At 39.8% G+C, this 24,400-nt stretch carries 21 protein-coding genes; 11 read left to right on the top strand and 10 right to left on the bottom strand.

The window, feature by feature from the left end:
- Nucleotides 1-185 precede the first annotated feature (185 nt).
- Together B4A24_RS01885 and B4A24_RS01890 are read right to left on the bottom strand one after the other, a co-directional pair.
- Nucleotides 186-629, bottom strand: coding sequence for a low molecular weight protein-tyrosine-phosphatase (locus tag B4A24_RS01885; RefSeq protein ID WP_293941965.1), 444 nt, complete (start codon nucleotides 627-629; stop codon nucleotides 186-188).
- A 381-nt stretch (nucleotides 630-1,010) separates the two neighbouring features.
- Nucleotides 1,011-2,567 (bottom strand): Do family serine endopeptidase, encoded by a 1,557-nt coding sequence (locus B4A24_RS01890; protein WP_293941968.1) that lies wholly within the window; start codon nucleotides 2,565-2,567, stop codon nucleotides 1,011-1,013.
- A gap of 231 nt (nucleotides 2,568-2,798) precedes the next feature.
- Between B4A24_RS01890 and dapF the strand changes: the two genes are divergently transcribed.
- Entirely contained in the window at nucleotides 2,799-3,578 is a 780-nt protein-coding gene (gene dapF / locus B4A24_RS01895) for a diaminopimelate epimerase (protein WP_293941971.1), read from the top strand.
- Between the two features lie 184 nt (nucleotides 3,579-3,762).
- Nucleotides 3,763-6,648 carry a DEAD/DEAH box helicase gene (locus B4A24_RS01900; RefSeq protein WP_293941974.1) on the top strand — a complete coding sequence of 962 codons (2,886 nt, stop codon included), beginning with the start codon at nucleotides 3,763-3,765 and terminating at the stop codon, nucleotides 6,646-6,648.
- Between the two features lie 10 nt (nucleotides 6,649-6,658).
- On the opposite strand, the gene B4A24_RS01905 is transcribed toward B4A24_RS01900, so the two are convergent.
- Nucleotides 6,659-7,468 (bottom strand): helix-turn-helix domain-containing protein, encoded by an 810-nt coding sequence (locus B4A24_RS01905; RefSeq protein ID WP_293941977.1) that lies wholly within the window; start codon nucleotides 7,466-7,468, stop codon nucleotides 6,659-6,661.
- A 281-nt stretch (nucleotides 7,469-7,749) separates the two neighbouring features.
- Here B4A24_RS01905 and B4A24_RS01910 point away from each other — a divergent pair, with 281 nt between their 5' ends.
- Together B4A24_RS01910 and B4A24_RS01915 are read left to right on the top strand one after the other, a co-directional pair.
- Nucleotides 7,750-8,799: an HlyD family secretion protein gene (locus B4A24_RS01910; protein WP_293941980.1), complete on the top strand. Its 1,050-nt coding sequence runs from the start codon at nucleotides 7,750-7,752 to the stop codon at nucleotides 8,797-8,799.
- 6 nt (nucleotides 8,800-8,805) lie between these two features.
- A complete protein-coding gene (locus tag B4A24_RS01915) occupies nucleotides 8,806-10,383 on the top strand; it encodes a hypothetical protein (RefSeq protein WP_293941984.1) in 1,578 nt (525 codons plus the stop codon).
- Between the two features lie 59 nt (nucleotides 10,384-10,442).
- Here B4A24_RS01915 and gltX read toward each other — a convergent pair whose 3' ends face one another.
- Nucleotides 10,443-11,963 (bottom strand): glutamate--tRNA ligase, encoded by a 1,521-nt coding sequence (gltX, locus tag B4A24_RS01920; RefSeq protein WP_293941986.1) that lies wholly within the window; start codon nucleotides 11,961-11,963, stop codon nucleotides 10,443-10,445.
- Between the two features lie 119 nt (nucleotides 11,964-12,082).
- Here gltX and B4A24_RS01925 point away from each other — a divergent pair, with 119 nt between their 5' ends.
- The 5 genes from B4A24_RS01925 (at nucleotide 12,083) to B4A24_RS01945 (ending at nucleotide 16,875) form a co-directional block, all read left to right on the top strand.
- Nucleotides 12,083-13,312, top strand: a complete 1,230-nt coding sequence (locus tag B4A24_RS01925; protein ID WP_293941989.1) for a sensor histidine kinase — start codon at nucleotides 12,083-12,085, stop codon at nucleotides 13,310-13,312.
- Nucleotides 13,293-13,841, top strand: coding sequence for a DinB family protein (locus B4A24_RS01930; RefSeq protein ID WP_293941992.1), 549 nt, complete (start codon nucleotides 13,293-13,295; stop codon nucleotides 13,839-13,841). The genes B4A24_RS01925 and B4A24_RS01930 overlap by 20 nt, the downstream gene beginning before the upstream one ends.
- Nucleotides 13,807-14,232, top strand: coding sequence for a hotdog fold thioesterase (locus B4A24_RS01935; protein WP_293941995.1), 426 nt, complete (start codon nucleotides 13,807-13,809; stop codon nucleotides 14,230-14,232). Before B4A24_RS01930 ends, B4A24_RS01935 begins: the two co-directional genes overlap by 35 nt.
- A 280-nt stretch (nucleotides 14,233-14,512) precedes the next feature.
- The gene (locus B4A24_RS01940; protein ID WP_172396105.1) at nucleotides 14,513-15,805 is read left to right on the top strand and encodes a sugar MFS transporter; all 1,293 of its coding nucleotides are present in this window, start codon (nucleotides 14,513-14,515) and stop codon (nucleotides 15,803-15,805) included.
- 224 nt (nucleotides 15,806-16,029) lie between these two features.
- Entirely contained in the window at nucleotides 16,030-16,875 is an 846-nt protein-coding gene (locus B4A24_RS01945; RefSeq protein WP_293941999.1) for a DUF2911 domain-containing protein, read from the top strand.
- Nucleotides 16,876-16,931: 56 nt separating this feature from the next.
- Here B4A24_RS01945 and cdaA read toward each other — a convergent pair whose 3' ends face one another.
- Nucleotides 16,932-17,726: a diadenylate cyclase CdaA gene (gene cdaA, locus B4A24_RS01950; protein ID WP_172396103.1), complete on the bottom strand. Its 795-nt coding sequence runs from the start codon at nucleotides 17,724-17,726 to the stop codon at nucleotides 16,932-16,934.
- Between the two features lie 60 nt (nucleotides 17,727-17,786).
- On the opposite strand from cdaA, the gene B4A24_RS01955 reads away from it, so the two are divergent.
- Nucleotides 17,787-18,503, top strand: a complete 717-nt coding sequence (locus B4A24_RS01955) for a pyridoxine 5'-phosphate synthase (protein WP_293942004.1) — start codon at nucleotides 17,787-17,789, stop codon at nucleotides 18,501-18,503.
- Between the two features lie 156 nt (nucleotides 18,504-18,659).
- Here B4A24_RS01955 and lepB read toward each other — a convergent pair whose 3' ends face one another.
- The 5 genes from lepB to B4A24_RS01980 all read right to left on the bottom strand — a co-directional run bounded on the left by lepB (nucleotide 18,660) and on the right by B4A24_RS01980 (nucleotide 23,619).
- Nucleotides 18,660-20,228, bottom strand: a complete 1,569-nt coding sequence (lepB, locus tag B4A24_RS01960; protein ID WP_293942005.1) for a signal peptidase I — start codon at nucleotides 20,226-20,228, stop codon at nucleotides 18,660-18,662.
- A gap of 16 nt (nucleotides 20,229-20,244) precedes the next feature.
- On the bottom strand, nucleotides 20,245-20,988 hold the full coding sequence (gene dapB / locus B4A24_RS01965; RefSeq protein WP_293942007.1) for a 4-hydroxy-tetrahydrodipicolinate reductase: 744 nt from the start codon (nucleotides 20,986-20,988) through the stop codon (nucleotides 20,245-20,247).
- A 172-nt stretch (nucleotides 20,989-21,160) separates the two neighbouring features.
- Nucleotides 21,161-21,883 carry a DUF5683 domain-containing protein gene (locus B4A24_RS01970; RefSeq protein WP_293942009.1) on the bottom strand — a complete coding sequence of 241 codons (723 nt, stop codon included), beginning with the start codon at nucleotides 21,881-21,883 and terminating at the stop codon, nucleotides 21,161-21,163.
- A gap of 1 nt (nucleotide 21,884) precedes the next feature.
- Entirely contained in the window at nucleotides 21,885-22,820 is a 936-nt protein-coding gene (locus B4A24_RS01975) for a ParB/RepB/Spo0J family partition protein (protein WP_293942011.1), read from the bottom strand.
- Nucleotide 22,821: 1 nt separating this feature from the next.
- Complete coding sequence (locus tag B4A24_RS01980; protein WP_172396097.1) at nucleotides 22,822-23,619, bottom strand: ParA family protein; 798 nt, start codon at nucleotides 23,617-23,619, stop codon at nucleotides 22,822-22,824.
- A 227-nt stretch (nucleotides 23,620-23,846) separates the two neighbouring features.
- On the opposite strand from B4A24_RS01980, the gene B4A24_RS01985 reads away from it, so the two are divergent.
- Nucleotides 23,847-24,368, top strand: coding sequence for an NADPH-dependent FMN reductase (locus B4A24_RS01985; RefSeq protein ID WP_293942014.1), 522 nt, complete (start codon nucleotides 23,847-23,849; stop codon nucleotides 24,366-24,368).
- Nucleotides 24,369-24,400: the final 32 nt, after the last annotated feature.

The raw sequence follows: 24,400 nt of genomic DNA on the forward strand, positions 1-24,400 counted from the left end.
TACTAACTAAGACAATGGCTTGATAGGCTAATTTCATTGTCTTGTGATAAAACATTATTCATCGCTATTTTTCACCCATGTTTTACGCATAGTGACATGCGAGATTGTTTCCTATTCCTACTTGGTGTTCTGAGCCAATGAAAATTAGGAAATTACTGCACCATTTTTCTGTAATATATAATTATTTACGAAGATAAAGATACTTTTTCGATTACCTCCGTACAGCGCTTGTCAATCATCTGAAATACCGGATCGAACAAATTATCATCAAAATACGGATCAGGCACAACATCATTATCTAAAAATAATTGTACTTTCTCCAGATCATTTTTGTTTTCTGCCTGTGCACACACATCCGCAAAATTCTGTCGATCCATCACAAAAATAAGGTCATATTCATTAAAAAAAGCAGGCTGAAAATGCCTTGCCCTTTGGCCGGATATATCAACACCATACTTCTTGGCAATTGTAATCGCCCTTCGGTCGGGTGCCTCACCGATATGCCAATCACCCGTACCAGCAGATTCTACAACCCAGTTTAATTGTTTATCTTTTATTTTTTGCTTTAATATACCATGTGCCAATGGCGAACGACAGATATTACCCAAACAAACCATTAAAATTTTCATCTAAATACTTTTTTTATGCTATGAAATAGAATACGAATATTAAAATTTCATGAGCCTATGTTTTTATAATAACTAAATCATAAACTATATTGCTGTTACATTACGAACAGGATCAGTTTATCATACTTTATTGCACAAAATAACTAAACTTAAACTATTAAAGAAACAATCCGGATGAAATCGTACTTTCTGTGACGACCTCAATACGTTGATCATTTTTGATAGCGGGGTTTAAAATTCAATTTCAGGACTTTAAGGCATCAAACATAGACATTTAAAATACTTAGGCCCTTTCGCATGGCCCCTAAATAAAAAAGGTGGCCTAACCTTACGGCTAGAACCACCTAAACTATATTAATCAACCAATTCTTAATTCAATTTTTAATATTCCACTGGAAAGCTTAACTGAACAGCACCTCCTTGTGGAGATACACCTTTTAAGCGAACGATATTGCGTTGTGTTGCTCCCAATGCAGATTCTATATCATCAACACTGTTCACGGCTTTTCCATTTACCTCGGTGATCACTAAACCTCTTTCGACACCAAAATAATCAAATATACCACCACGGTTTACCTGTGTCACCACGACACCAGCGTTTACACCCAGTTCTTTCTTTTTCGCCGCAGAAGCAGGAATAAAGCTAGCCCCTAATTTGTTATAAATTTCGGTTGCGCTTTTCGACGCTTTTCCGCTGGCGCTAGATGCTGATTTCAAAGACTCTTCACCTTTCAATGTCAATGTAACCTGTTTTTCTTTACCGTCACGTTTGTAGGTAATATTCACTTTATCTCCTGGGCGTAGACGGCCAATCGTCTCACTTAATACAGGCGATCCTGTGATGGTCTTACCGTTGATCTTAGTCAAGATATCACCACTTTTGATCCCTGCAGCTGCCGCAGCTCCACCAGCTACCGCATCTTGCACATATAAACCATTGACATCAGTGATCCCTTTTTCTTTGGCCAGTTCTGACGTTATTGGCGTATAACTAACGCCAATATAGCCACGTTTTACATTACCAAATTCTACAAAATCATCTACAATCTTTTTCACTAAATTGACAGGAATAGCAAAACCATAACCTGCATACACACCTGTTGGTGACGCAATAGCAGAGTTGATACCGATTAATTCACCGGAGGCATTGGTTAATGCTCCACCACTATTCCCTTTATTGATCACCGCATCAGTCTGGATAAAAGACTCGATAGCAGAGCTTGCAAGTGGTTGCTCTGTAGACCCGCCAAAAGGATTACCACGTTGTTGCTGCCCCTCTCTTAAGATACCAATATCACGACCTGTTGCACTGACAATACCAGCTGTTACGGTTGATTGAAGCCCAAGTGGGTAACCAAAGGCCAATACCCATTCGCCTACGTTGACATTATCCGAGTTACCCAACTTTACAACAGGAAGACCTTTTCCTGCTACTTTTAATAAAGCGATATCCGTATTTGGGTCACGACCGATCAACTTCGCTTCATAAGTACGCTTGTCTGTTAGCACCACCTCGATCTTATCAGCATCCTCTACTACGTGGTTATTGGTAACAATATACCCATCGTCAGAGATAATGACTCCTGATCCTGAAGCTTGCACAGGTTGCGCCTGCATCTGACGGCGTCCCCCACCCTGAGGCATACCGAAGAATTCTTCAAACATGTCGAATGGAGAACCTTGTGATTGCTGCGACCCCTTTCTACTATATGTTGTCTTAATATGTACGACACCCGGAGCTACCGCCGCAGATGCTTGTGTAAAATCAGGATTGCCCGTTGAAGACATGACTCCTGTAGGGTTATTGGCAAAATAAACTTTCTGTTTGTCCTCAAAAGACATACCATCAAGTTTCTTATTTTCAATAAGCTTGTAACCACCTAATGCTACTGCTCCACCGAAAACAGCTGTTAATAGCGTTAAACCGACCTTATTCATAAACTTATTTATATTTTAAAAATGTCTTAATATAAGCTGATAATTTTTGCTCTTAAAATTACCGATTTTATTCGGATATGTTCAAATGTAATACCATTTCAAGGCCTTCGGAAAATCCGTCACGTTAAAAAATGTTAATTGCTAGACAAATGCAATAATTTTAACAAATCTTAACTTCCTACCGTTTTTTTGTAACAAAAAAACGTATTTTTGTTACTTCAAATCAATAGAATGGCATCGAAAATAAGATTTTCAAAATATCAGGGAGCAGGCAATGATTTCATCCTAGTCGATAATCGCGACAATTCATTTAACCGGGCGGACGAAGCACTGGTAAAAAGGCTTTGTGACCGCAGATTTGGGATAGGCGCGGATGGCCTTATGCTGCTTCAAAACAAAGAAAATTACGACTTTGAGATGATCTACTATAATGCTGATGGTCGAGAAGGGAGTATGTGTGGCAATGGCGGGCGCTGTATCGTCGCTTTTGCACATGATTTAGGCATCATTACTGACAAAACTGACTTTTTGGCAGTAGACGGTATACACCATGCTTTTCTATCCGCTGAACTTGTCAACCTGCAAATGATCGACGTCCATGAATTTGGACGAGATGGCGATGCTTACATCCTGCAGACCGGGTCGCCCCATTACGTCTGTTTTGTTACAAACCTTAAAGAAAAAAATGTTTTTCAGGATGGTCACTCGATTCGCAACAACGCTACCTATGCCAACGATGGCATCAATGTCAATTTTATAGAGAAAGAGGAAAATGGTTATTTCCTGCGCACATTTGAGCGTGGTGTGGAAGACGAAACTTATGCCTGTGGCACCGGCGCTACTGCTGCAGCAATGGCCGTAGCCTTACAACTGAACCTAGAAGGCGATATCGTCATCCCAATTCGCGTATTAGGTGGACAATTGTATATCTCTTTCCATAAGAAAGAAAATAGCTTTACAAATGTTTTTCTCAAGGGCCCTGCTCAATTTGTTTTTGAGGGCAACTGCTAGTATTTGGGAAGACATATTGCTATCGCCATTCAGTATAGTCTTAATACGATGCCAATTTATTACCTAAAATATTACAGGCAGTTTCTGTAATCTATATTTTTTTAAATTTCATTCGACAAATTACGTTTAATGGTATATTTTATTGTATATTAGATACCTTTATTTACAAGGTCCGCTATTTTTAATGCAACAGTCAAAGTCATTTCCAGTATATAAAATCGTTTATTCTATTTGTGAGCATCCTTATCTCGGCTATCTCATTGAGCCACATATGGTCAAACTCAATCCCAATGGAACTTACTCATTACGATATCAACGTATATTTAGCAATACTGTAGATGCCTATGCAGCAGAATTGGATGAGGTAGATTACAAGCTAATCCGATTGCTCGACGACATCGAGCAGACCAACCTCATTAAGAAATATTATAAAAAAGCAATCAGGCCTGTAGACTTCTTCTCTAAAGTCTTCGACAAAAAGCTCTATGATTTATTGCGGCCAAAGATTGATGAAAAGATGATTCAATGCTTTGAGGCAATCGGCGATAAACCACTGTTTATGATGAGTAAAGATGGTTATCCGGCAGATCAGGAAATTAAATTGGCAACATCAGCGGCCTCTATTCTATTCCACTTTCGCCGTAATGAGGAAGAAACACGTTACTTTCCAACAATAAAGTACGAAAATCAACGCTTGGAATTCATGTTTAAGAATGCCATTGTCTTGACTAACGCCCAAGCTTGGCTTCTTTTAAATAATACTTTATACTTTTTTGACCAAGCATTGGAAGGAAAAAAACTTAGCCCCTTTCTCAATAAACGATACATTTCGGTCGGAAGAAGTACGGAAAAAAAATATTTTGAAACCTTTGTTTGCGGACTGATTGAACGCTACCATGTCTATGCAGAGGGTTTTGAAATCCAGACACATCAACATCAGGCAATCCCATTACTCCATCTGATCTACGTCGAAGATGGTCCTTCGCAATTACAATTGCAATTCAATTATGGCCCCCATACATTTACGGCAGGAGCCGAAAATAAAGTGACCGTCCGAATGGAATATAACGAGAAAGAGGACTTATATATCTTCCATCGGGTCAAACGCTCTTTACAATGGGAAGAACAGCAGTTGGAAAATCTAAAAGCGTTGGGTCTGGAAGATCTGGACCGCCAGCTTGGATTGCTTGCCCCAGCTATGCAATCCGGAAAACGGATTTCGATATTTGACTGGATAAATAATCATCAGGAGCAAATAAAAGCCCTTGGATTTCAAATCATACAAAACAGCGAACAAAAACGCTTTTTCATTGGACATACCTCCTTGGACATCGCCATAGATGAGGATAATGACTGGTTCGATATCAGTGCTATTGCGAAATTTGGCCCCTACGAAATTCCTTTTATTCAGTTAAGAAACCATATTCTAAACAATATCAAAGAATTTACTTTACCAAATGGTGAAATTGCAATGATCCCAGAGGAATGGTTTGCACAATACAATCATCTATTCCAGTTCTCTGCCGACAGACATGAACTTAAATTAAATAAGGTACATATCGGTCTACTATTTGAGATCAGTGAACATACCAAATTAGTTTTCAACCGTAAATTACAAAATCTCGCTACTTTCGAAGAAATTGCTGATATCCCAGAACCTAAGCATTTCAAAGGAAACCTGCGGCCTTATCAGAAAGCAGGATACAATTGGTTCAATTTTCTAAAACAATATAAATTTGGCGGCTGCCTTGCAGATGATATGGGACTGGGTAAGACCATTCAGACCTTAGCCTTATTACAACAGCAAAAAGAGCAAATTATCGATCCGCAGGAAGTACATACCTCACTCTTGGTATTGCCAACATCGCTCGTTTATAACTGGCAGAAAGAAGCACATCAATTTGCCCCCCAACTGAAGATCCATTTGCATACGGGAAACAATCGCATAAAAGATGTTTCACTGTTCACCAAATATGATCTCGTTATTACAACTTACGGTATTGCTCGCATTGATGAAGATATATTAAGTGGATTTTATTTTAATTACATCATTCTAGATGAAAGCCAAAACATTAAAAATCCAACGTCAAAATCGTTCAAAGCCATAAAGAGTTTGAAGAGCAAGAATAAACTCGCCTTAAGTGGTACGCCCGTTGAAAACTCTGTTTCTGATCTTTGGGCACAAATGCATTTTACCAATCCGGGTTTATTGGGAAGTTACACTTATTTTCAAAAAGAATTTGTACAGCCCATTGAAAAGAAAAAAGATGAAGAAAAAGCGCAACGTCTTCAGGCGATTGTCAAGCCTTTCATTTTAAGGCGTACAAAAGATCAAGTCGCGACAGAGTTACCGCCCAAAACAGAACAGGTACTTTATTGCGAAATGACTGATAAACAGTCGGAACTTTATGAAAAAGTGAAGTCGGAATATCGTAATGCGATTCTTGATGGACAAATGGACAACAAACCGAAATCGACTCAGATTGCTTTGTTACAGGGACTGACCAAACTCCGTCAACTTGCCAATCACCCCAGAATGGTCGACGAGGATTTTTTAGGTGATTCGGGGAAATTCGACGCTGTTATTGAAACACTTGAAATGGTCATGCAACGCGGAAACAAAGTCCTTATTTTTTCCCAGTTCGTCAAACAGCTTAATATCTTCAGACAATATTTTGATAAGAAAGGAACAAACTATGCCTACCTGGATGGTGGGACTAAAAATCGGGACGAAGCTGTCAGTCAGTTCCGTAAAAACAATAACACCAAATTATTCTTAATATCGATCAAAGCCGGCGGTGTGGGGCTCAACCTAATTGAAGCAGATTACGTTTTTATATTAGATCCATGGTGGAATCCAGCGGTAGAACAACAAGCTGTAGACCGTTCACATCGCATTGGACAGACGCGAAACGTATTCATCTATAAATTCATCAGCAAAGACACTGTCGAAGAGAAAATATTGGCGCTACAGAACAGAAAAAAATCTATTGCACAAACCCTTATTACAACTGAAGAAAGTTTTATAAAATCTCTTTCTCAGGAAGATCTACACGAACTTTTGGCGTAATCCAGTCCAATCAATTTTTGTATTCATTGATTTTCGACATATAAACCGAAGGACGGATACCCGTAACACGTGTAAAGATATTACTGAAAGACGACAGTTCATTGTAGCCAATCCGCATTGCAATTTCTAGGATGGAATAGGTATTTTCAGCCATCAGCTCCAAGGCCTTCGCAATGCGTATAGCTCTCAAAAAACGGATATAGCTAATGCCCATATCCTCCTTAAAAAGCCGTGAAAGAGATCGGCTACTCATCCCAAACTGTGTTGCTACCTGCTCGATTGTAAAGGCCTGATCAATATTCGTATTTAAATACCTGGCAATACGCTGAAGCTTTTCGTTTTTCGGATAAGGATGCTGCATAGGAAAAGCATCGATCGGCGGACTCATCTCAGGGATAATAGCCATCATCGCACGTAATAAACAATATTTTGAATAGTTGTTCTTTTTATTAATTCGCCCTTCCCAATCCTGGGCAAATAAGAACATCTCCCGCATCAGGTCGTTGCTCAAAAATATATTGGGATTTAAAAGAACAGGATGAGCTCCTTTCTGTTCTTTAAAGTAAAAGCTATATAGATGAATGCGGGAACTGGAACTTTCCAGATGATAAGTAGTATTTGCTGGAATCCACATGTAAAACCGCCCCGGCAAATACCAATGCTGCGTAGCGGTAAAGACATGGATAATTCCACCATCAGCATAAAGTAACCGCGCTTTCCGATGTATATATTCACGGGGATCAATCCGATCTACATGCGTATGGTACACATAAAAGTCGTCCTGATCGTCATCGATAGCTGCTAGTTGTTCAAGTTCCATGATTTAAAATTACACTTTTTTCACAATATGGCGCAATTGAACAAATATCCGTCCGACTATACAAAACTAAACTCCCCCCTACAGCAGTATCTTTGTGCACAGTTTCATTCCTTGCTCACAGTTGTATCCTATGCAGCGCATCCGCGCGACCTCAATTCAAGAACAATTTGTCATTCAATTTTGAAATTGCTGTTTGAAATATGGGGCGCAAATCATCCAAACCGCACCGGTAGGCCAACTGGAGAGTAGCTGAAAAAGCAATAAAATATTCATAAAGACAAATGGGTAAAAAAGAAAATAAAGACAGAACACAAGGATTTAATAAAGTTTTAGTTGTATTCGCAGCGGCCTTGCTGCTTGTCGGAATCGGGATTTTGGGTAAACATCTACTATTTACCAGTCAGCATATCACGACAAACGATGCACAAATTGATCAGTATGTGACGCCAGTTGCAAGTCGAATATCCGGCTTTGTAAAGGAAGTTAGATTTGAAGAAAATCAATATGTACATCGTGGTGACACCTTATTGCTCATAGATGCCAGCGAGTATCAGACCAAAGTAGACATGGCTAACGCCGAACTTCGAAGTAGCCAACACAATGCCAAAGTGATTACCAAAAATGCAAATGTTACTGCCAATAGCATTTCTATCCAAAAGGCAAGATTAGAAGCAGCTAAAGTGAGTGTATGGCAGACCGAACAAGATTACACAAGATTTAAAAATTTGTTTGAGGCAGATGCTGCAACCAAACAACAATACGATAATGCCAAGGCTGCGTATGATATTTCTTTAGCGGAGCTCCATACCATACAGGAAGAATACAACGCTGCACAACTGAATACAAACAAAGAAAAAGCCAACGAGCTACCTGCCAGAGCCAATATCGATATTAAAAAAGCAGCAAAAAACAATGCTGAAATATTTCTTTCATACACTGTGGTGACTGCACCTTATGATGGTTTTGTCGGCAAAAGAAGTATCCAACCGGGACAATTTGTTAAAGAAGGACAAACGCTAGTTAACGTAGTCAGCGAAGAGAAATGGATTAACGCCAACTTTAGAGAGACACAATTGGAACACCTGACCGAAGGCACTGAGGTCAGCATACATGTAGATGCTTTTCCAAAATTACAGCTGAAAGGAAAAATTCATTCCTTTTCTCCGGCTTCAGGGTCCAAATTTTCGGTAATACCTCAAGACAATGCCACCGGAAATTTCGTTAAAATAGAGCAACGTATACCCATCAAAATTGTTTTTTCTCCAAAACAGGATTTGACAAAACTACGTGCAGGAATGAACGTTGTGGTTCATGCCACCCACCAATCTTAATTATTCATGAGTTCAAGCAAATCTTTATATTACAGCTGGGTTCCCGAATGGATTAAACTTCCCTTGATGATCTTGGCCATGTTTCCTCACCTCATGCTGATGTCACTATTTCATTCGAATACCGCTTTTACCGCCTCTGCGTTGGGGATCGAAATGGAAGATATACAGTATTTTCTGTCATTGATGTATGGCGCTATTGTCGTCGCACTTTTGATATTTCAACGGCTATTTGCCTTCTTTCGGGTTAGGACGTACATCTTATTGACTTGTACGGTATCCATTCTCATTCTATTGGCCATTTCCCTGACCAGAGATCCATTCGTCATTGCTATCCTAAGAGTAATCGAGGGGGTCTTCTGTGTGCTCGAGGGCGCCTGTTTTCTTCCCTTGTTGATGATGCAAATCAGGCATCCCAAAAGCCGGACTATTGCCTATTTCTTTTTATATACTTTTATGTTGACTGGCGGAACGATAACTACCTCACTTCTAAAAGAAAGTATTATGGATTATGGTTGGGAAGATATGATCCATGTTGTGCTCTATTGGCATTTGATGGTTATCGCAATCGCATTGACAATCTTAAATAACAACCGATTAAGCAAAAAATTCCCCCTCTATCAATTGGATCTAGCCAGCTGCCTCTTCCTCTTACTTTCGTTAAGCTGTGGTGCATATGTATTGATTTACGGTCGTAAATATTATTGGTTCGAACATAACGCAATCACCATTAATTTGGCACTTTTCCTGATTTTCGGTGCACTCTTTGTCATCAAACAATATCTCGTAAAACGACCACTATTTCATTTCGAAATTTTAAACTATAAAAATATCATTCTTGGTGTTATTTTATTCTTCCTATTTTATATCATCCGCAGTAGCCTCAACAATGTATACACGGTCATGGCCAATGTTTGGAAGTGGCCCTGGCATTACATCGTCGACATCCAATATATTAATGTACTGGGTACCGTCGTTGGAGTTGCTAGCTCAGGAATACTCCTATTGCGGGATGTATCACCAAAATACATTTTCGGCCTGGGCTTTCTGCTATTGACTATATCCTGCTTTTTGTTTGTTCCGACCTTCTATCCCGATAGCAGTATTGGAGTGATAGGCTTACCATTATTTATCCAGGGAATTGGGCAGGGCTGGCTCTTTACTCCACTTGTTATTTATATTCTAACGGGAGTTGCACCACATCATTCAGGCAATGCAGGTTTAATGGGTACTACCATTAGGTTCTGGAGCACAAATGTTGGTTTCGCTTTGTTTCAGAATATCAGCTACTCTTTAAATCAGAAACACTTTATACAACTCCAGCAAAACTTAAATACAAGCAATCCAATCGTGATCTCCTACTGGAATTCATTAATAGGAAAACACTTAGATACATCCAGCGACCAGCTGGCAACTAATCTGGCTAGTAAAGGTCTTCAGGCTACAATTAGCCAGCAAGCGTCGCTGATCAGTAATATGGAGATCTTTGCCTATTTAGGCATATTGGGGACAGCCATCACCTTGATCATTTTTTTATTCGGACCCGCAAAAGCACTCCTCATGCGGCTAAGAATGTCATACCTATAAAAATAAAAAAGCTGTTGTCAAAATGCAACAGCTTTTTTATATGATATATCTTGCTCACCCTAGGTATCAAATTCTTGAAGTGCCTTTTTTACACGCGCAATAACTTCGTCTTGGCCGAGTAATTCAACAATTTGAAATACATCAGGACCAAATTTACCGCCTACTAGCATAATGCGGAATGGCATCATCAATTCGCCCATCTTCATACCTGAGTTTTGAATTGCCTCCTTAAAGAATGCCTCCAGTTCAGATGCTTTCCAATCCGCAAAGCCTTCAAATGATGTGATGATATTTTCAAAAAATGCTGTTTTCTCTGCAGACCATTTTGATTTCACGGCATTCAGATCGTATTCAACAGGCTGTGCAAAAAAGAAAGAAGCCTGGCTCCAGAAATCTTCAACAAACGTCAACCGTTCTTTGACAGCTTCCAATACACGGTTTATATAATCTTCTTCTGCTTCTATTTGATGATGAGACAGCACCTCCTTGATCTGAGGCAATAAAGAATCGCTCGAAGAACGTTTAATCCATTCATGATTGAACCATTTCGCCTTCTCAAAATCGAATTTTGCACCGGCTTTGCTGATGCGATCAACACTAAATTTCTGGATTAACGCCTCTAAAGAGAATAGCTCCTGTTCTGTACCATCATTCCAGCCCAATACGCCAAGCATATTGATAAATGCCTCAGGTAAGAACCCCATTTCACGAAACCCTTTTGTTGTATCACCTGTCTTGGCATCCGTCCAATTCATTGCATAAACAGGGAATCCTAAACGGTCACCATCACGCTTGCTTAATTTTCCATTCCCATCGGGTTTGAGAATTAAAGGGAGATGTGCCCATTGTGGCATGCTATCAGCCCATCCGAGGTATTCCCACAATAAGATATGAATTGGTGCCGAGGGCAACCACTCTTCACCACGAAAGACGTGGGATATCTCCATCGCTTTGTCATCCACGACAACCGCTAAATGATAAGTAGGCATTCCATCAGCTTTAAGCAACACCTTATCATCGACCAGATTGGTATCAAAAGCGACCTTCCCACGGATCATATCGGTGAATAACACCGTTTCCTCTGTCGGGATCTTTATTCGGATGGTATGCGGTGTTCCCGCATCCAGTAATTGTTGAGTTTCAGACTCACTCAGGCTCAAAGAATTACGCAACTGCAGTCTATTTTCATGGCTATAACGGAAGTTTGGCTGCAATTTACGCTGCTCTTCCAATTCCTCCGCTGTGTCGAATGCATAATAGGCATATCCATTTTCAATCAATTGTTCTGCGTATTGACGGTATGACGGTTTTCGTTCACTTTGTCGGTAAGGACCATATTGGCCACCTTGTAAGGGACTTTCATCTGGAGTCAGGCCGCACCAAGCTAAACATTCATTGATATACTCCTCTGCGCCTGGGACAAAACGAGTTTGATCCGTATCCTCGACACGTAAAATAAAATCACCCTGATGCTGACGTGCATAGAGAAAATTAAACAAAGCTGTACGTACGCCTCCAAGGTGCAGACCACCAGTAGGACTCGGTGCAAATCGCACCCTTACTCTTCTTTCTGAACTCATGTCGCAAAATTACCACAAAATTTTTGATTTGGATAACAGGATCACTTCTAAGGTAAAATAAAAGTGCAGAAACCAGACATTTATTCATTAATTTGCAATAGAGTACAAAATACGGAATCATGAAACCCTCTCAGATAAGCCAACAACGCTGGAAATTTATTTTGCTCATCTTTGCGGCAATCATCGCGATCGCATCGCTGGTTTACACCAATTATCTCGTCCGGAACCTAGCACATGCTGAACGTTCAAAAGCTGAGGTTTGGGCAATGAGTACCAAAAACATTATGACCATGCCCGATGTCGACGATGAATTCATTACCTTCATCTATGCCGTCAGGGATAGTTTAAATTTACCCGCAATTATTACCGACGATAAAGAGGAGATTATTTTTTGGCGTAATCTAGATTCTACCAAGACGAATATCAAACCAATCCACAACGACAGTGTTACAAAGCATCTGGATTATGATCCTGCTTATTTCCAAAAACAGCTTGCCTTTATGAAGAAAAGTCATCCACCCATTACCCTCGAATTGGAGAATGGTCAAAAGTGGCATGTTTACTATAAAGACTCCTGGTTTTTGCAACAATTACGAGTATTCCCTTATGTTCAGTTATCACTGATTGCCCTTTTCCTGATTATTGCTTATACCGTTTTCAATTCCATTCGAAAATCTGAACAGAACCTTGTCTGGGTGGGGCTAACAAAAGAAGCTGCCCATCAATTGGGCACCCCAATATCCTCATTGATGGGCTGGCTGGAGCTGATTCGCATCAAATTTGACGCCGAAGACGACGATACACTGAATGAAATGGAAAACGACATTAAAAGGTTAGAGATCGTCGCCGATCGTTTTTCAAAAATAGGGTCAACACCGGTATTGACCACGCATAACCTGTATGATGTCATCAAAAATTACATCGATTATTTCCGCATACGGACCAGTAACAAAATTACATTCGAATTAACCGGAGATACACATGTAGAGGCCAAACTTAATATTCCCCTCTTTGATTGGATCATTGAGAATTTATTGAAAAACGGCGTAAATGCAATTGGCACAGAAGGAAAGATAACTGTTAATATTTCAGAAAATATTGCGAAAGAAGAAATTTTTATAGACATTAGTGATACGGGCAAAGGAATTTCAAGGTCAAATTTTGAATCTGTCTTCCAGCCAGGTTTTACAACACGCAAAAGAGGTTGGGGACTTGGCCTTAGCCTAACCAAACGGATGGTGCGGTATCATCAAGGACAAATCTTTGTTAAAGAATCTGAAATAGGTAAAGGAACAACATTTCGAATAATCTTAAAAAGCAACTTAAAATATGAAGCCACTCAAATCTGATGAATATCCAGCAGTTTACGCTCCTTATATTGAGACTGTAGTTGATAACGTATTAGATACATTAGAAGAACAAACACTCTCCTTTCCAGCATTTTTGGATACCATTCCAGAAGAAAGGGGGAATTTCAAATATGCAGAAGACAAATGGACAATTAAAGAAGTGGTGGGACACGTCATTGACAATGAACGTATCATGGCCTACCGTGCATTACGTTTTTCACGCAACGATCTGAAAGAGCTGGCCGGTTACGATCAAGACTATTTTATTCAATATTCCCGTTATAATGATCGTACATTGGAAAGTTTAAGCAAAGAATTTACTTATCTCCGTAAGGCAAATCTAATGCTCTTCCGCAGCTTTAACGATGCAGAATTAGAACGCAAAGGCATGGCTTCGGAGCGACTGACCAGTGTCAAAGCATTATTGTACGTGATTGCAGGGCATCTCAATCACCATCGTATTATCATTCAGGAACGTTATTTAAATTCAGACGATGTCAAAAATTTGGTTTCAGCCTTACAACATTGAGGAGATAAATGTTTTTTTCAACAAATACCTCTCAGGACTATTGGAAATCAGGGCAACCGAAATAGACGATGATAGTATTACGGCTACCATGCCTGTCACGGACAATGTCAAACAACCACATGGTATCCTGCATGGTGGTGCCTCAGTAGTACTTGCAGAATCTTTAGGAAGTATTGCATCCAATTTGGTGGTCGATTCGGATAAATATCGAGGTGTAGGACTCGAAGTTAATGCAAATCACATTAGACCGGTAAGCAGTGGAATTATTACGGCAAAATGCAGCCCAATTCATATTGGGCGATCGACTCATATTTGGGAGATAAAAATGTATGACCGCTTCAATAAATTGAATTGTATCTCAAGACTAACAGTGGCCATAGTACCAAAGTAGCCCTCTACGGCTAGCTCAAATTATAAATACCGCACAATTCGAAATCAACAATATTTGGACGTAAAGAAGAAGAATAACCATAATTTATTCTTCTTTTTTTTGCCAAATAATTATCAAAATACCCCTTTATTTATTTCGAATATTCAAGAAAATTAAGTAGTCTTGTAAGATGGATATTTTAAAAATCAACAAAAATAGCATGCAATCGTTTGTTTAAAGCTATTTTTTTCTGATTGACAAATCCGTCAACGATAACTTAACTAAATATATAAAACAAAACATGACCACTAATCCTAACGTTGGTAAAACAGCTTTTCGCCCTATGGCCATTTGCTGTGGATTATTTTTTATCCTCGGTTTTATTACCTGGGCAAATGGAACACTAATTCCATTCCTGAAAATTGCATGTAACCTAGAAACAGACTTGCAGGCATTTTTCGTAACCTTCGCTTCCTATATTGCTTATTTTTTCCTGGCGCTTCCAAGTTCAGTTATAATTAAAAAAATAGGTTTCCAAAATGGCTTAGTCGTCAGTCTTGTTATATTAGGCTTGGGATCATTGATTTTCATACCTGCCGCCGACAGTAGAAGTTATGCCTTATTCTTAACGGGTATATTCATTCAGGGATCTGGAATGGCCTTACTTCAAACTGCTGTCAATCCTTATTTAAGTATTATTGGCCCAATTGATAGCGCTGCACAACGGATTTCAATTGCGGGATTCTTTAATAAATCAGCGGGAATCATCGTTCCTATACTATTTGGAACGCTCTTTTTGAAAGATGCACAAAATGTGACGGCAAAATTAGAAGCGACAGCAGATATAGTACAAAAAAATGCCATTTTAGATGATCTTCTTCAACGTGTTCATACCCCTTACATCTCCCTTGCAGTAATCTTCGTTGCATTTGCAATTTTCTTAAAATTCACACATCTTCCAGAAGTTGATGTCGATGCAGAAGAAGAAAGTGGAGAAGAAAATGGTGCTGTAACAGTGAAAAAGACTTCGATCTTCCAATTCCCACATCTATTTTTGGGATCATTGGCGATCTTCTTCTGTGTTGCGGTTGAAGTAATGGCAGGCGATATTATTGGCGTATATGCACGCGAGCTAAAAGTTGATCCGTTCTTTACGACCTATGCTACAGCTTTTACACTTTCATGCATGTTGATCGGGTACATCATCGGTATCATCTCGATTCCTAAATATGTGTCTCAACAAATGGCATTACGGATCTGTACAATTATTGGAATTACATTTACACTGATCTCTGTATTTACGACAGGAACCACATCATTCGTCTTTGTTGCTTTATTGGGGATTGCAAACTCCTTAATGTGGCCGGCAATCTTCCCACTAGGAATCAAAGGTCTTGGAAAATTCACCAAAACTGGTTCTGCTATTATGATTATGGGGATTGCGGGAGGGGCAATTTGGCCTTTAGTATACGGCTATTTAAAAGACCACCTACATATTGATTTCCAACATGCATTCCTTTATGCGATGATTCCAGGATACCTGTATATCATGTATTTTTCAATAGCTGGTCATAAAATTGGTAAAAAAGCGTAATGTAATACAAAAACCGTATAATTTCACAAAAACGGGCATCNNGATGCCCGTTTTTGTGAAATTCTTGTTATTTTTAAGAAATGAATCCGAGTTAATTGCAACAGGCTTCATTCATACAATCATGCGAAATGTTTTTATACACTAAGAAAGCGTTAGCCATTAATTAGCAATTCAACATGCATAAATAATCGGGCTGAAAAGCTCAAACAATAATTATCGAACAAATGAAAAAGAAATTCTTTGCCATTGCTTTTGCAGCAGCCTTACTATTTACTGCGAATGAATCTTTTGCCCAGTTAAAACTACCGGCAGCAAGTAGCGCCCAAACCATCACACAAGGTTTAGGAATTGAAAATGTAACGCTTAACTACAGCCGTCCAAGTATGAACGGCCGTAAGATTTTTGGCGAGCTCGTACCTTACAACGAGGTATGGCGTACAGGTGCCAATACCAATACAACCTTGACATTTGAAGGCGATGTCACGCTAAATGGACATACACTCCCTGCAGGAACATATGCATTATTCACCATTCCAAACAAAACTGAATGGACCGTTATTATTAGCAAGAATACCAAACAATGGGGTGCTTATACCTACAATCAATCCGAAGACGCTGTTCGTTTTAACGTTAAACCACAGTCTTTAAGCAACCCCGTAGAAACATTTACACTGTCTTTTGACAATGTTACTCCAACGGACGCCGTATTAACGCTTGCGTGGGAAAAAACAGCAGTAAAGATTGACCTTAAAGTCAATCAACAGGCAAAAATTATTGCATCCATCGACGAAGCAATGAAAGGTGAGAAAAAACCATATTTTGCCGCTGCCCAATATTATTTCAACAACAATCTGGATTTAAATAAGGCATTAACTTGGTTTGATGAAGCAGCCAAAGCACAACCGAAGGCCGCCCATGTATTGTACTGGAAAGCAAAAGCGCAACTTAAAGCTGGAGATAAAAGGGGGGCTATAGAAACAGCCACGAAAGGAGTTGAAGTCGCTACAGAAGGTAAAAATAGCGAATACATCAAGCTGAATACGCAAGTAATCAATGCCGCAAAAAAATAAGGCATTTGAATAATTTTAAATTATAAAAAACGGCATCGTATTTACGATGCCGTTTTTTATAACTCATCTTTTAGCAACTGTTCCAATTCTTCGGGTGAAACATTCATGTTCACGTTTCCGTCTTTTGCAAAAGATATCTCGCCAGTTTCTTCAGAGACAATGACTGCAATTGCATCAGAGATCTCCGTCACGCCGATCGCCGCACGGTGCCGCAACCCAAACTGAAGGGGTAAGTCGTCACTATCCGAAAGCGGCAATACACAGGAAGCCGTCATAATCTTGAAGTCGACAATCACAACTGCCCCATCATGTAGGGGACTGTTTTTATGGAAGATACTTTCTATTAACCGTTTCGAAATATGGGCATCAATATATTCGCCGCTGCTCTGGTAATATTCTTCATCAAAATATTTTGAGAAGACCAGTAAGGCCCCTGTCCGTGTACGTGACATACTTCTGCAGGCCTCGACAATTGGTTTTAGATCTTCAGTCAGATCCTTCTGTATCGCTTTTTTATTTCCTAAAAAAGACCAGAATACCTTTTTCCGCTTCATCGATATATTTTTACCCACGTGAAGTAAAAAGCGCCTGATTTCCTGCTGGAATACCACAATAAGCGCAATGGATCCTACGGATATAAATCCGCCAAATATCTCGGTCAATAGACGCATGTGCATCTGTTTGACAACAATATAGACACCATAAAACAAGGCAACTCCGATCAAGATATTTACGGCAATGGTGCCCCGAATCAAACTATAGATATAGTAGATAATAATCGCTACCAATATAATATCGATAACGTCCAATAGGCGAAAGCCACTAAACAAGCTATAATCGATTCCATCCATACATGCAAGTTAAAAAAAAATAGATATTATTTGTATTTTTACGGTATAACATACAGGAAAATGACTAGACTTTCAGTAAATATCAATAAAATCGCAACACTCAGAAATTCCAGAGGGGGCAATAACCCTAATCTTGTATCTGCAGCATTAGCTTGTGAACGTTTTGGGGCACAAGGCATCACTGTCCATCCAAGACCGGATGAACGGCATATCCGTTATCAGGATGTATTCGATCTAAAAGCTGAAATTCAGACTGAGCTTAATATTGAAGGCAATTGTCAGGAACAGAAATTCGTTGACCTTGTATTGGCTAACAAACCTGCCCAAGTCACATTGGTCCCGGATTCGGAAGGACAATTGACCTCCAATCACGGTTGGGATACCATCAAAAACAGCGCTTACTTAAAGGATATGTGCCAATTGTTCAAAGATGCGGGCATCCGGGTATCAATCTTTGTAGATCCCGTTGAAGACATGATTGAGGCTGCAGCAGAGACCGGCACAGATCGCATCGAGTTATACACCGAAGGCTTTGCCAGCGAATACGGTTTTGATAAAGAAGCTGCGATCCAACCTTATTTTAAAGCAGCGCTTAAAGCACGCGAGGTAGGACTGGGTCTGAATGCCGGTCATGATCTGGACCTCAATAATCTCCAGTATTTCAATCAGCATATACCTGAACTATTGGAGGTGAGTATTGGTCACGCCTTAATTTCAGATGCTTTATACTTAGGGCTCGAGGAGACAATCAAACGTTATCTGGCCTGTTTAAAATAAACGAGACAATGGGATTGCGCCTATTGCGCCATTCGGGGATTTCTTTCAGTTTTTTCTGAAAGAAAAAATTATTCAATAAAAAAAGGCTTTCCTGCAGAAAGCCTTTTTTTATTCAAATCATTTATCAAAACGAACGGGGGCTCCCCTTTAACGCTATTAATGAATTCCTTTAAATATACGGTTCCAGCGAATTTTAGAAAGGCCCGAACCAATTTCATCCCAACTCATCCAGGTAAATAATGCTTTACCTACGATATGGTCTTCAGGAACAAAACCCCAGCCTCTGGAATCCAACGAATTGTGGCGATTATCCCCCATCATCCAGAAATAGTCCATTTTAAAGGTATAACTATCTGCTTTAACATCGTTGATATAGATCCCGTCGGTGCGCTTTTCGAGTTTATTGTTTTCGTAGACGCGAATTGCGCGTTCATAGATTGGTAAAGTTTGTGCATTTAAAGCAACCGTCCAGCCCTTTTTCGGAATCAAGATCGGCCCAAAATTATCAAAATCCCATTTATATTGAGGATCGTACGGATAAGCACCTTCTCCAACTGGGCTTCTCCTGATTTCTTTCACATTGGACCATGACTTCACCAATGCCAACTCATCCTTGGTCATAAACAACTGGTACAAGCCAGGCTGTTGGTCAGAACCAACAGCTTCAATTCGCAGTTCACGTAGACGGTCCATATTCAATGGTGTCCCATCGGTCAATACCATATAATCCAGCTGGCTTTCGGGCGGATCAAATCCTGGCTGATCATTGATAAAGAGTTTGGCATCCTGCATCGCTATCTTATCACCGGGCAATCCCACACAACGTTTGATATAATTTTCGCGTTTATCTATTGGTCGAGCCTGGATGGTAAATTGCGAATTGACGGTCTGCCAACCGTAGGCCCTTACAAGATCATAATAACTTGCATTCTGATTTTCCAGAGCGACTGTATCTCCTGCGGGGAAGTTAAAAACCACAACATCATTTCGTTCGATCTTTTGAAATCCCGGAAGACGTTTATAAGGCAATTCAATCAGTTCTGAATAGGCCTTACCTCCTGTTATTGGCATGGTATGATGCGCAAAAGGAAACGCAATGGGTGTATTGGGGACGCGAGGGCCATAATTCAGTTTGCTCACAAAAAGAAAATCTCCGATCAATAGGGTGCGCTCCATCGATCCCGTAGGAATCATATAAGCTTCAATTAAAAACCCACGAATAAGTGATGCTGCAACAGTGGCAAACACGATGGCATCCGCCCATTCGCGTACCATAGATTTTTTATAAGGATACTTAATTTTATACTCCTGATAAGACTCCTGTTCAATCTCTGCCCGCTTTTCCGCAGTTAATTCCAGACCCTCCTGAGTGGCAGCCTTCAGATTTTTAGCGTACAAACCATTCAAAAAACGTACGTTATTATCTTTCGCCCACATGGGTAGTACAATGAACGGTACCACAACAGCGGCAGCATTTTCCCAAAAACGGCGTTTGCCAAAACAATGGATAAAGTCGAGGTAAAGGTTATAGAAAACAAAGATATTGACGATAGGCACCACAAGTAAGATCACCCACCATGTTGGTCTCCCTGTTAATTTAGCTTGAATATATTGACTATAAAAAGGTACGATTGCTTCCCAGCCCTTTCTGCCAGCTTTAACAAACAATTGCCACAATCCATATCCCGCTATTGCTGTTAAAACCGCAAAGATAATTAACCACATAATCTATTTATTAGTACTATTTATTAAAATCAAAAATTTCCGTCACCTGATAGAATCCTTTTCTACCATTCAACCATTCGGCGGCGACTACAGCGCCTAAAGCAAAGCCATCACGGCTATGGGCAGTATGTTTAAATTCTATCTGATCCACTTCGGAACTGTACAACACAGTATGCGTACCCGGTACTTCTTCGATTCGATGGCTCTCTATAAGAAGTTCCTGTGGCTTAGGAATAATTTCATCTTGCTCTCCAACAACGGTATTCACCCAGTTTGTCTTCACATCACTGTTAGCTAAGATACCTTCGGCAATGGTTATCGCTGTACCACTCGGTGCGTCCAATTTGTGGATATGGTGAATCTCTTCTACCTGAACATCATATTGTTTATAAGGCTGTAAAGCCTGTGCCAACATACGGTTGATATGGAAGAACACATTCACGCCGATTGAAAAATTTGAACCATATAAAATAGTTCCCTCCATGTCCAAACATTTTTCTCGGACGCTTTCCAGCTGATCGTACCAGCCCGTTGTACCGACTACAATCGGCACCCCTGCTTCCAAACAAAGGTTCATATTATCCAAAGCAGCAGATGGCACACTAAAGTCGATTGCTACATCAGCACCCTTGATATCATCAACTGTCAGGCCAGGGCGATTATTTTCATCCACAACTAAAAAAATTTGATGGCCTCTTTTCAGTGCATACCTTTCGATAATCTGCCCCATTTTGCCATATCCCAAGAGAATGATGTTCATATATCTAGAAAATAAAGTATAGTTTATTTTTAAAATTAAAAAATTCCAGTGAAAAACAGACACAAAACCGTGGTAAACAACGTTTTTTTTATCAGGTGCATACCTATTCAAAGATTAATAACATCTCAAGTCTCCCTCGTTTATTGCTTGCGCGGCCCGTGAGAGGAAGTTATTAATTGAATTTCATGGACAACTTTAATCCAACTGTAGGCTTAAAAGTAGACGTTCCGGATGCAAGACTGGCATCCATCAATGTAGGTCCAATAGAAAAAGCGGTCTTCTTAGGTTTGTCATCCCCGATACTCCATCTATATTTTAGCATAGAATCGATATAAGCTTCGGCAACGTTCAGTCCATAGACGCCAAGGGTAAGCAGCACCATCAGATCCCGGTTTCGCCTTGCATTATCCTTTGCCCGAATAATGGACTCATCTGGAATATTGAGATAAAAAGGATCTACTGGCCGACCTTCGGCTCTATCTTGCAATACCCCCAATAGTTCTTTATAGTACCGATTATTAAAATCAAAGACGAGGACTGTGGTAGCCAATCCCCCATAGATTACAGGCACTTTTATCCACCACACACCACCATTGGTATATTGTCCCCAGCCCGGAAGCACCAGAGAGCGTTTCCAGGCCTGTTTATTTTTTGCCTCAATAGCTAATCGGGTTGAATCTTTAAACACAACCTTCTCCTTGGCTTTAGCTTCCTCCTTTTCACGCTTTTTGCGCTCCTTTCGGGATTCTTTTTTAACCGTATCCTGTGCTGCTTTGGGATTCAAACCTTCTCTTTTGATTGTCTGAATCGGTTTTTTGGAAATTGTATCGGTAGTTTGCCCCTGTACCATAAGTACAGCAAATACAGCAAAGAGCAAGCTCATTAACTTGGTCATGTTACCAGTCTAAAAGTTCAAGAATACGGCTCAAATCATCCTCCGATTCAAAAGGAATCTCAATAGCCCCCTTACCTTTGGTGCTCTTTAAGTTCAACTTGACTCTTGAAGAAAATTTTGAAGCCAGATCATCTTCTATTTTCTGTAGCTGAAAGGACTTTGGAGCTTTGTCCTTATTTGCTTTTTTCTTACCTCCTTTTTGGATTTCACGAACAAGTTCTTCGGCTTTTCTAACGGAGAGCCCCTGATCGATAATCAATTTAAAGATATATAGCTGCTTATCTACTTCTGCGATATTGATCAATGCACGTGCGTGCCCCATGGTCAATGCGCCATCGCGAATAGCCGCTTGAATAACTGGTGGAAGTTTCAATAAGCGCAAATAATTCGTGACTGTTGAACGGTTCTTGCTAACACGTTCCCCCAATTCCTCTTGCTTTAAATTACATTCCTCAATCATGCGCTGAAAACTCAAAGCAACTTCAATAGCATTTAAGTTTTCACGCTGGATATTTTCGATCAATGCCATTTCCAGCATTTGCTGATCATTGGCAGTACGTATATAAGCTGGAATTTCTGTTAATCCCGCTAATCTTGAAGCCCGAAGACGTCGCTCCCCAGAGATCAATTGATAGTTTCCGTCCGAAATCTTACGTACTGTAATCGGCTGGATTAAACCCTGTAAGATAATGGATTCAGATAATTCCTGTAATGCAACCGGATCGAATTCCATACGGGGCTGAAATGGGTTCACCGATATTTCTTCTACCCGGACATGACTGATGCTGCCGTTCTCTTTCGTTTTATTTATTACAGAAGAAGTCACTAATGGTGACTCCTCAACTTGCTGATTACTTTTAGCAGGAGCTTCTACACTATCGTTTAATAGCGCACCTAAACCTCTCCCCAGTCCTGTTTTACGCTGATGTGCTGCCATATTATGCGGTTACTGTTGTATTCATTTCATTAAGATGCCCGTTTTTCTGTAAAATTTCACGCGCTAAATTCAAATAATTGATCGCCCCTTTACAGGAAGCGTCATGCATGATAACAGAAATACCGAAGCTAGGAGCTTCACTTAAACGGGTATTACGTTGAATGATGGTGTCAAAAACTAAATCCGTAAAATGTGTCTTCACTTCTTCGACAACCTGATTGGAGAGCCTTAAACGAACATCATACATCGTCAATAAAATCCCCTCAATCTCCAAACTAGTATTTAAACGGTTTTGAACAATTTTAATTGTGTTCAACAATTTACCAAGTCCTTCCAAGGCAAAATATTCACATTGAACAGGGATGATTACGGAGTCAGATGCCGACAGGGCATTAATGGTAATTAAGCCCAATGAAGGTGAGCAGTCGATGATAATAAAATCATAATCGTTTTTCACTTGATCCAAGATCTTTTTCATCTTGTACTCGCGCTCGTGCATATTAATCATTTCAATCTCTGCACCAACTAAGTCGATGTGAGCGGGCAAAAGATCCAGATTTGGCGTTTCAGTTGATTGAATAGCGTCTCTCGGGTTTAGATCATTAACCAAACATTCATATATACTTTCATTGATTGTACGAGGGTCAAAACCAATCCCAGAAGTTGAGTTCGCTTGAGGATCCGCATCCACCAACAATGTTTTATATTCTAAAACCGCCAAACTAGCCGCCAAGTTAATTGACGTTGTGGTTTTTCCGACCCCACCTTTTTGGTTTGCGATTGCGATTACTTTTCCCATCTTGAATGAAAACCTTTCTTAATTAAAATGTCATTTTACACTACATTTCACTTTCCTGAAGATTTATTTGTCCAAATATTTACACTAAATTTAAATTAGCCTAACAAATTCAGCATATTTTGTACTTTTGATTGATCAAAAGCACATATCCTCAGGATGCTAAGATACAAAAAATCAAGATATGTATCCACTTTGAAATAGTGCTTTTTATAAGTATCAACAACACAATGATTTTAATAATATCCGGAACAAACCGTCCTCATAGTAAGACGTTAAAAATAGCAAAATGCTACCAACAGCTACTTAATCGTAAATCCATTGAGAACGAGATCTTTTCCCTATCAGATCTGCCTGCAACTATTTTAGAAACAGACCTTTACGGCAAAAGAAGTGCAGCTTTTGAACCTATACAGAAAAAGGTTAGCGAAGCTGATATGTTTATTTTTGTGGCACCAGAATATAATGGGAGCATACCAGGTGCGCTCAAGCTGTTTATTGACTGCTGCTCCTTTCCCATAAGTTTTTACCACAAAAAAGTTGCGTTGGTCGGATTATCTTCTGGAAGATATGGCAACCTACGCGGGATAGACCATCTCACCGGTATATGCCACTACCTCAGAATGCATGTTCTCCCTCTCAAGATCTTCCTTCCCAACGTACAGCAGGAATTAAACGAAAATGGGGAATTATTTAAAGAGGACACACTGCAGTTTATCAACGAACAGATTGAAGAAATCGTGCGGTTTTGATTCGCCTTCTGGGAACATCTTCAAATCACACC

The sequence above is a fragment of the Sphingobacterium sp. UBA7249 genome, assembly GCF_002472835.1.
Lineage (GTDB): Bacteria > Bacteroidota > Bacteroidia > Sphingobacteriales > Sphingobacteriaceae > Sphingobacterium > Sphingobacterium prati.

What these genes read in the sequence shown, in the direction of transcription:
- B4A24_RS01885 (WP_293941965.1), bottom strand. Translation starts at nt 629, where the DNA reads ATGAAAATTTTAATGGTTTGTTTGGGTAATATCTGTCGTTCGCCATTG.
- B4A24_RS01890 (WP_293941968.1), bottom strand. Translation starts at nt 2,567, where the DNA reads ATGAATAAGGTCGGTTTAACGCTATTAACAGCTGTTTTCGGTGGAGCA.
- dapF (WP_293941971.1), top strand. Translation starts at nt 2,799, where the DNA reads ATGGCATCGAAAATAAGATTTTCAAAATATCAGGGAGCAGGCAATGAT.
- B4A24_RS01900 (WP_293941974.1), top strand. Translation starts at nt 3,763, where the DNA reads ATGCAACAGTCAAAGTCATTTCCAGTATATAAAATCGTTTATTCTATT.
- B4A24_RS01905 (WP_293941977.1), bottom strand. Translation starts at nt 7,468, where the DNA reads ATGGAACTTGAACAACTAGCAGCTATCGATGACGATCAGGACGACTTT.
- B4A24_RS01910 (WP_293941980.1), top strand. Translation starts at nt 7,750, where the DNA reads ATGGGTAAAAAAGAAAATAAAGACAGAACACAAGGATTTAATAAAGTT.
- B4A24_RS01915 (WP_293941984.1), top strand. Translation starts at nt 8,806, where the DNA reads ATGAGTTCAAGCAAATCTTTATATTACAGCTGGGTTCCCGAATGGATT.
- gltX (WP_293941986.1), bottom strand. Translation starts at nt 11,963, where the DNA reads ATGAGTTCAGAAAGAAGAGTAAGGGTGCGATTTGCACCGAGTCCTACT.
- B4A24_RS01925 (WP_293941989.1), top strand. Translation starts at nt 12,083, where the DNA reads ATGAAACCCTCTCAGATAAGCCAACAACGCTGGAAATTTATTTTGCTC.
- B4A24_RS01930 (WP_293941992.1), top strand. Translation starts at nt 13,293, where the DNA reads ATGAAGCCACTCAAATCTGATGAATATCCAGCAGTTTACGCTCCTTAT.
- B4A24_RS01935 (WP_293941995.1), top strand. Translation starts at nt 13,807, where the DNA reads ATGTCAAAAATTTGGTTTCAGCCTTACAACATTGAGGAGATAAATGTT.
- B4A24_RS01940 (WP_172396105.1), top strand. Translation starts at nt 14,513, where the DNA reads ATGACCACTAATCCTAACGTTGGTAAAACAGCTTTTCGCCCTATGGCC.
- B4A24_RS01945 (WP_293941999.1), top strand. Translation starts at nt 16,030, where the DNA reads ATGAAAAAGAAATTCTTTGCCATTGCTTTTGCAGCAGCCTTACTATTT.
- cdaA (WP_172396103.1), bottom strand. Translation starts at nt 17,726, where the DNA reads ATGGATGGAATCGATTATAGCTTGTTTAGTGGCTTTCGCCTATTGGAC.
- B4A24_RS01955 (WP_293942004.1), top strand. Translation starts at nt 17,787, where the DNA reads ATGACTAGACTTTCAGTAAATATCAATAAAATCGCAACACTCAGAAAT.
- lepB (WP_293942005.1), bottom strand. Translation starts at nt 20,228, where the DNA reads ATGTGGTTAATTATCTTTGCGGTTTTAACAGCAATAGCGGGATATGGA.
- dapB (WP_293942007.1), bottom strand. Translation starts at nt 20,988, where the DNA reads ATGAACATCATTCTCTTGGGATATGGCAAAATGGGGCAGATTATCGAA.
- B4A24_RS01970 (WP_293942009.1), bottom strand. Translation starts at nt 21,883, where the DNA reads ATGACCAAGTTAATGAGCTTGCTCTTTGCTGTATTTGCTGTACTTATG.
- B4A24_RS01975 (WP_293942011.1), bottom strand. Translation starts at nt 22,820, where the DNA reads ATGGCAGCACATCAGCGTAAAACAGGACTGGGGAGAGGTTTAGGTGCG.
- B4A24_RS01980 (WP_172396097.1), bottom strand. Translation starts at nt 23,619, where the DNA reads ATGGGAAAAGTAATCGCAATCGCAAACCAAAAAGGTGGGGTCGGAAAA.
- B4A24_RS01985 (WP_293942014.1), top strand. Translation starts at nt 23,847, where the DNA reads ATGATTTTAATAATATCCGGAACAAACCGTCCTCATAGTAAGACGTTA.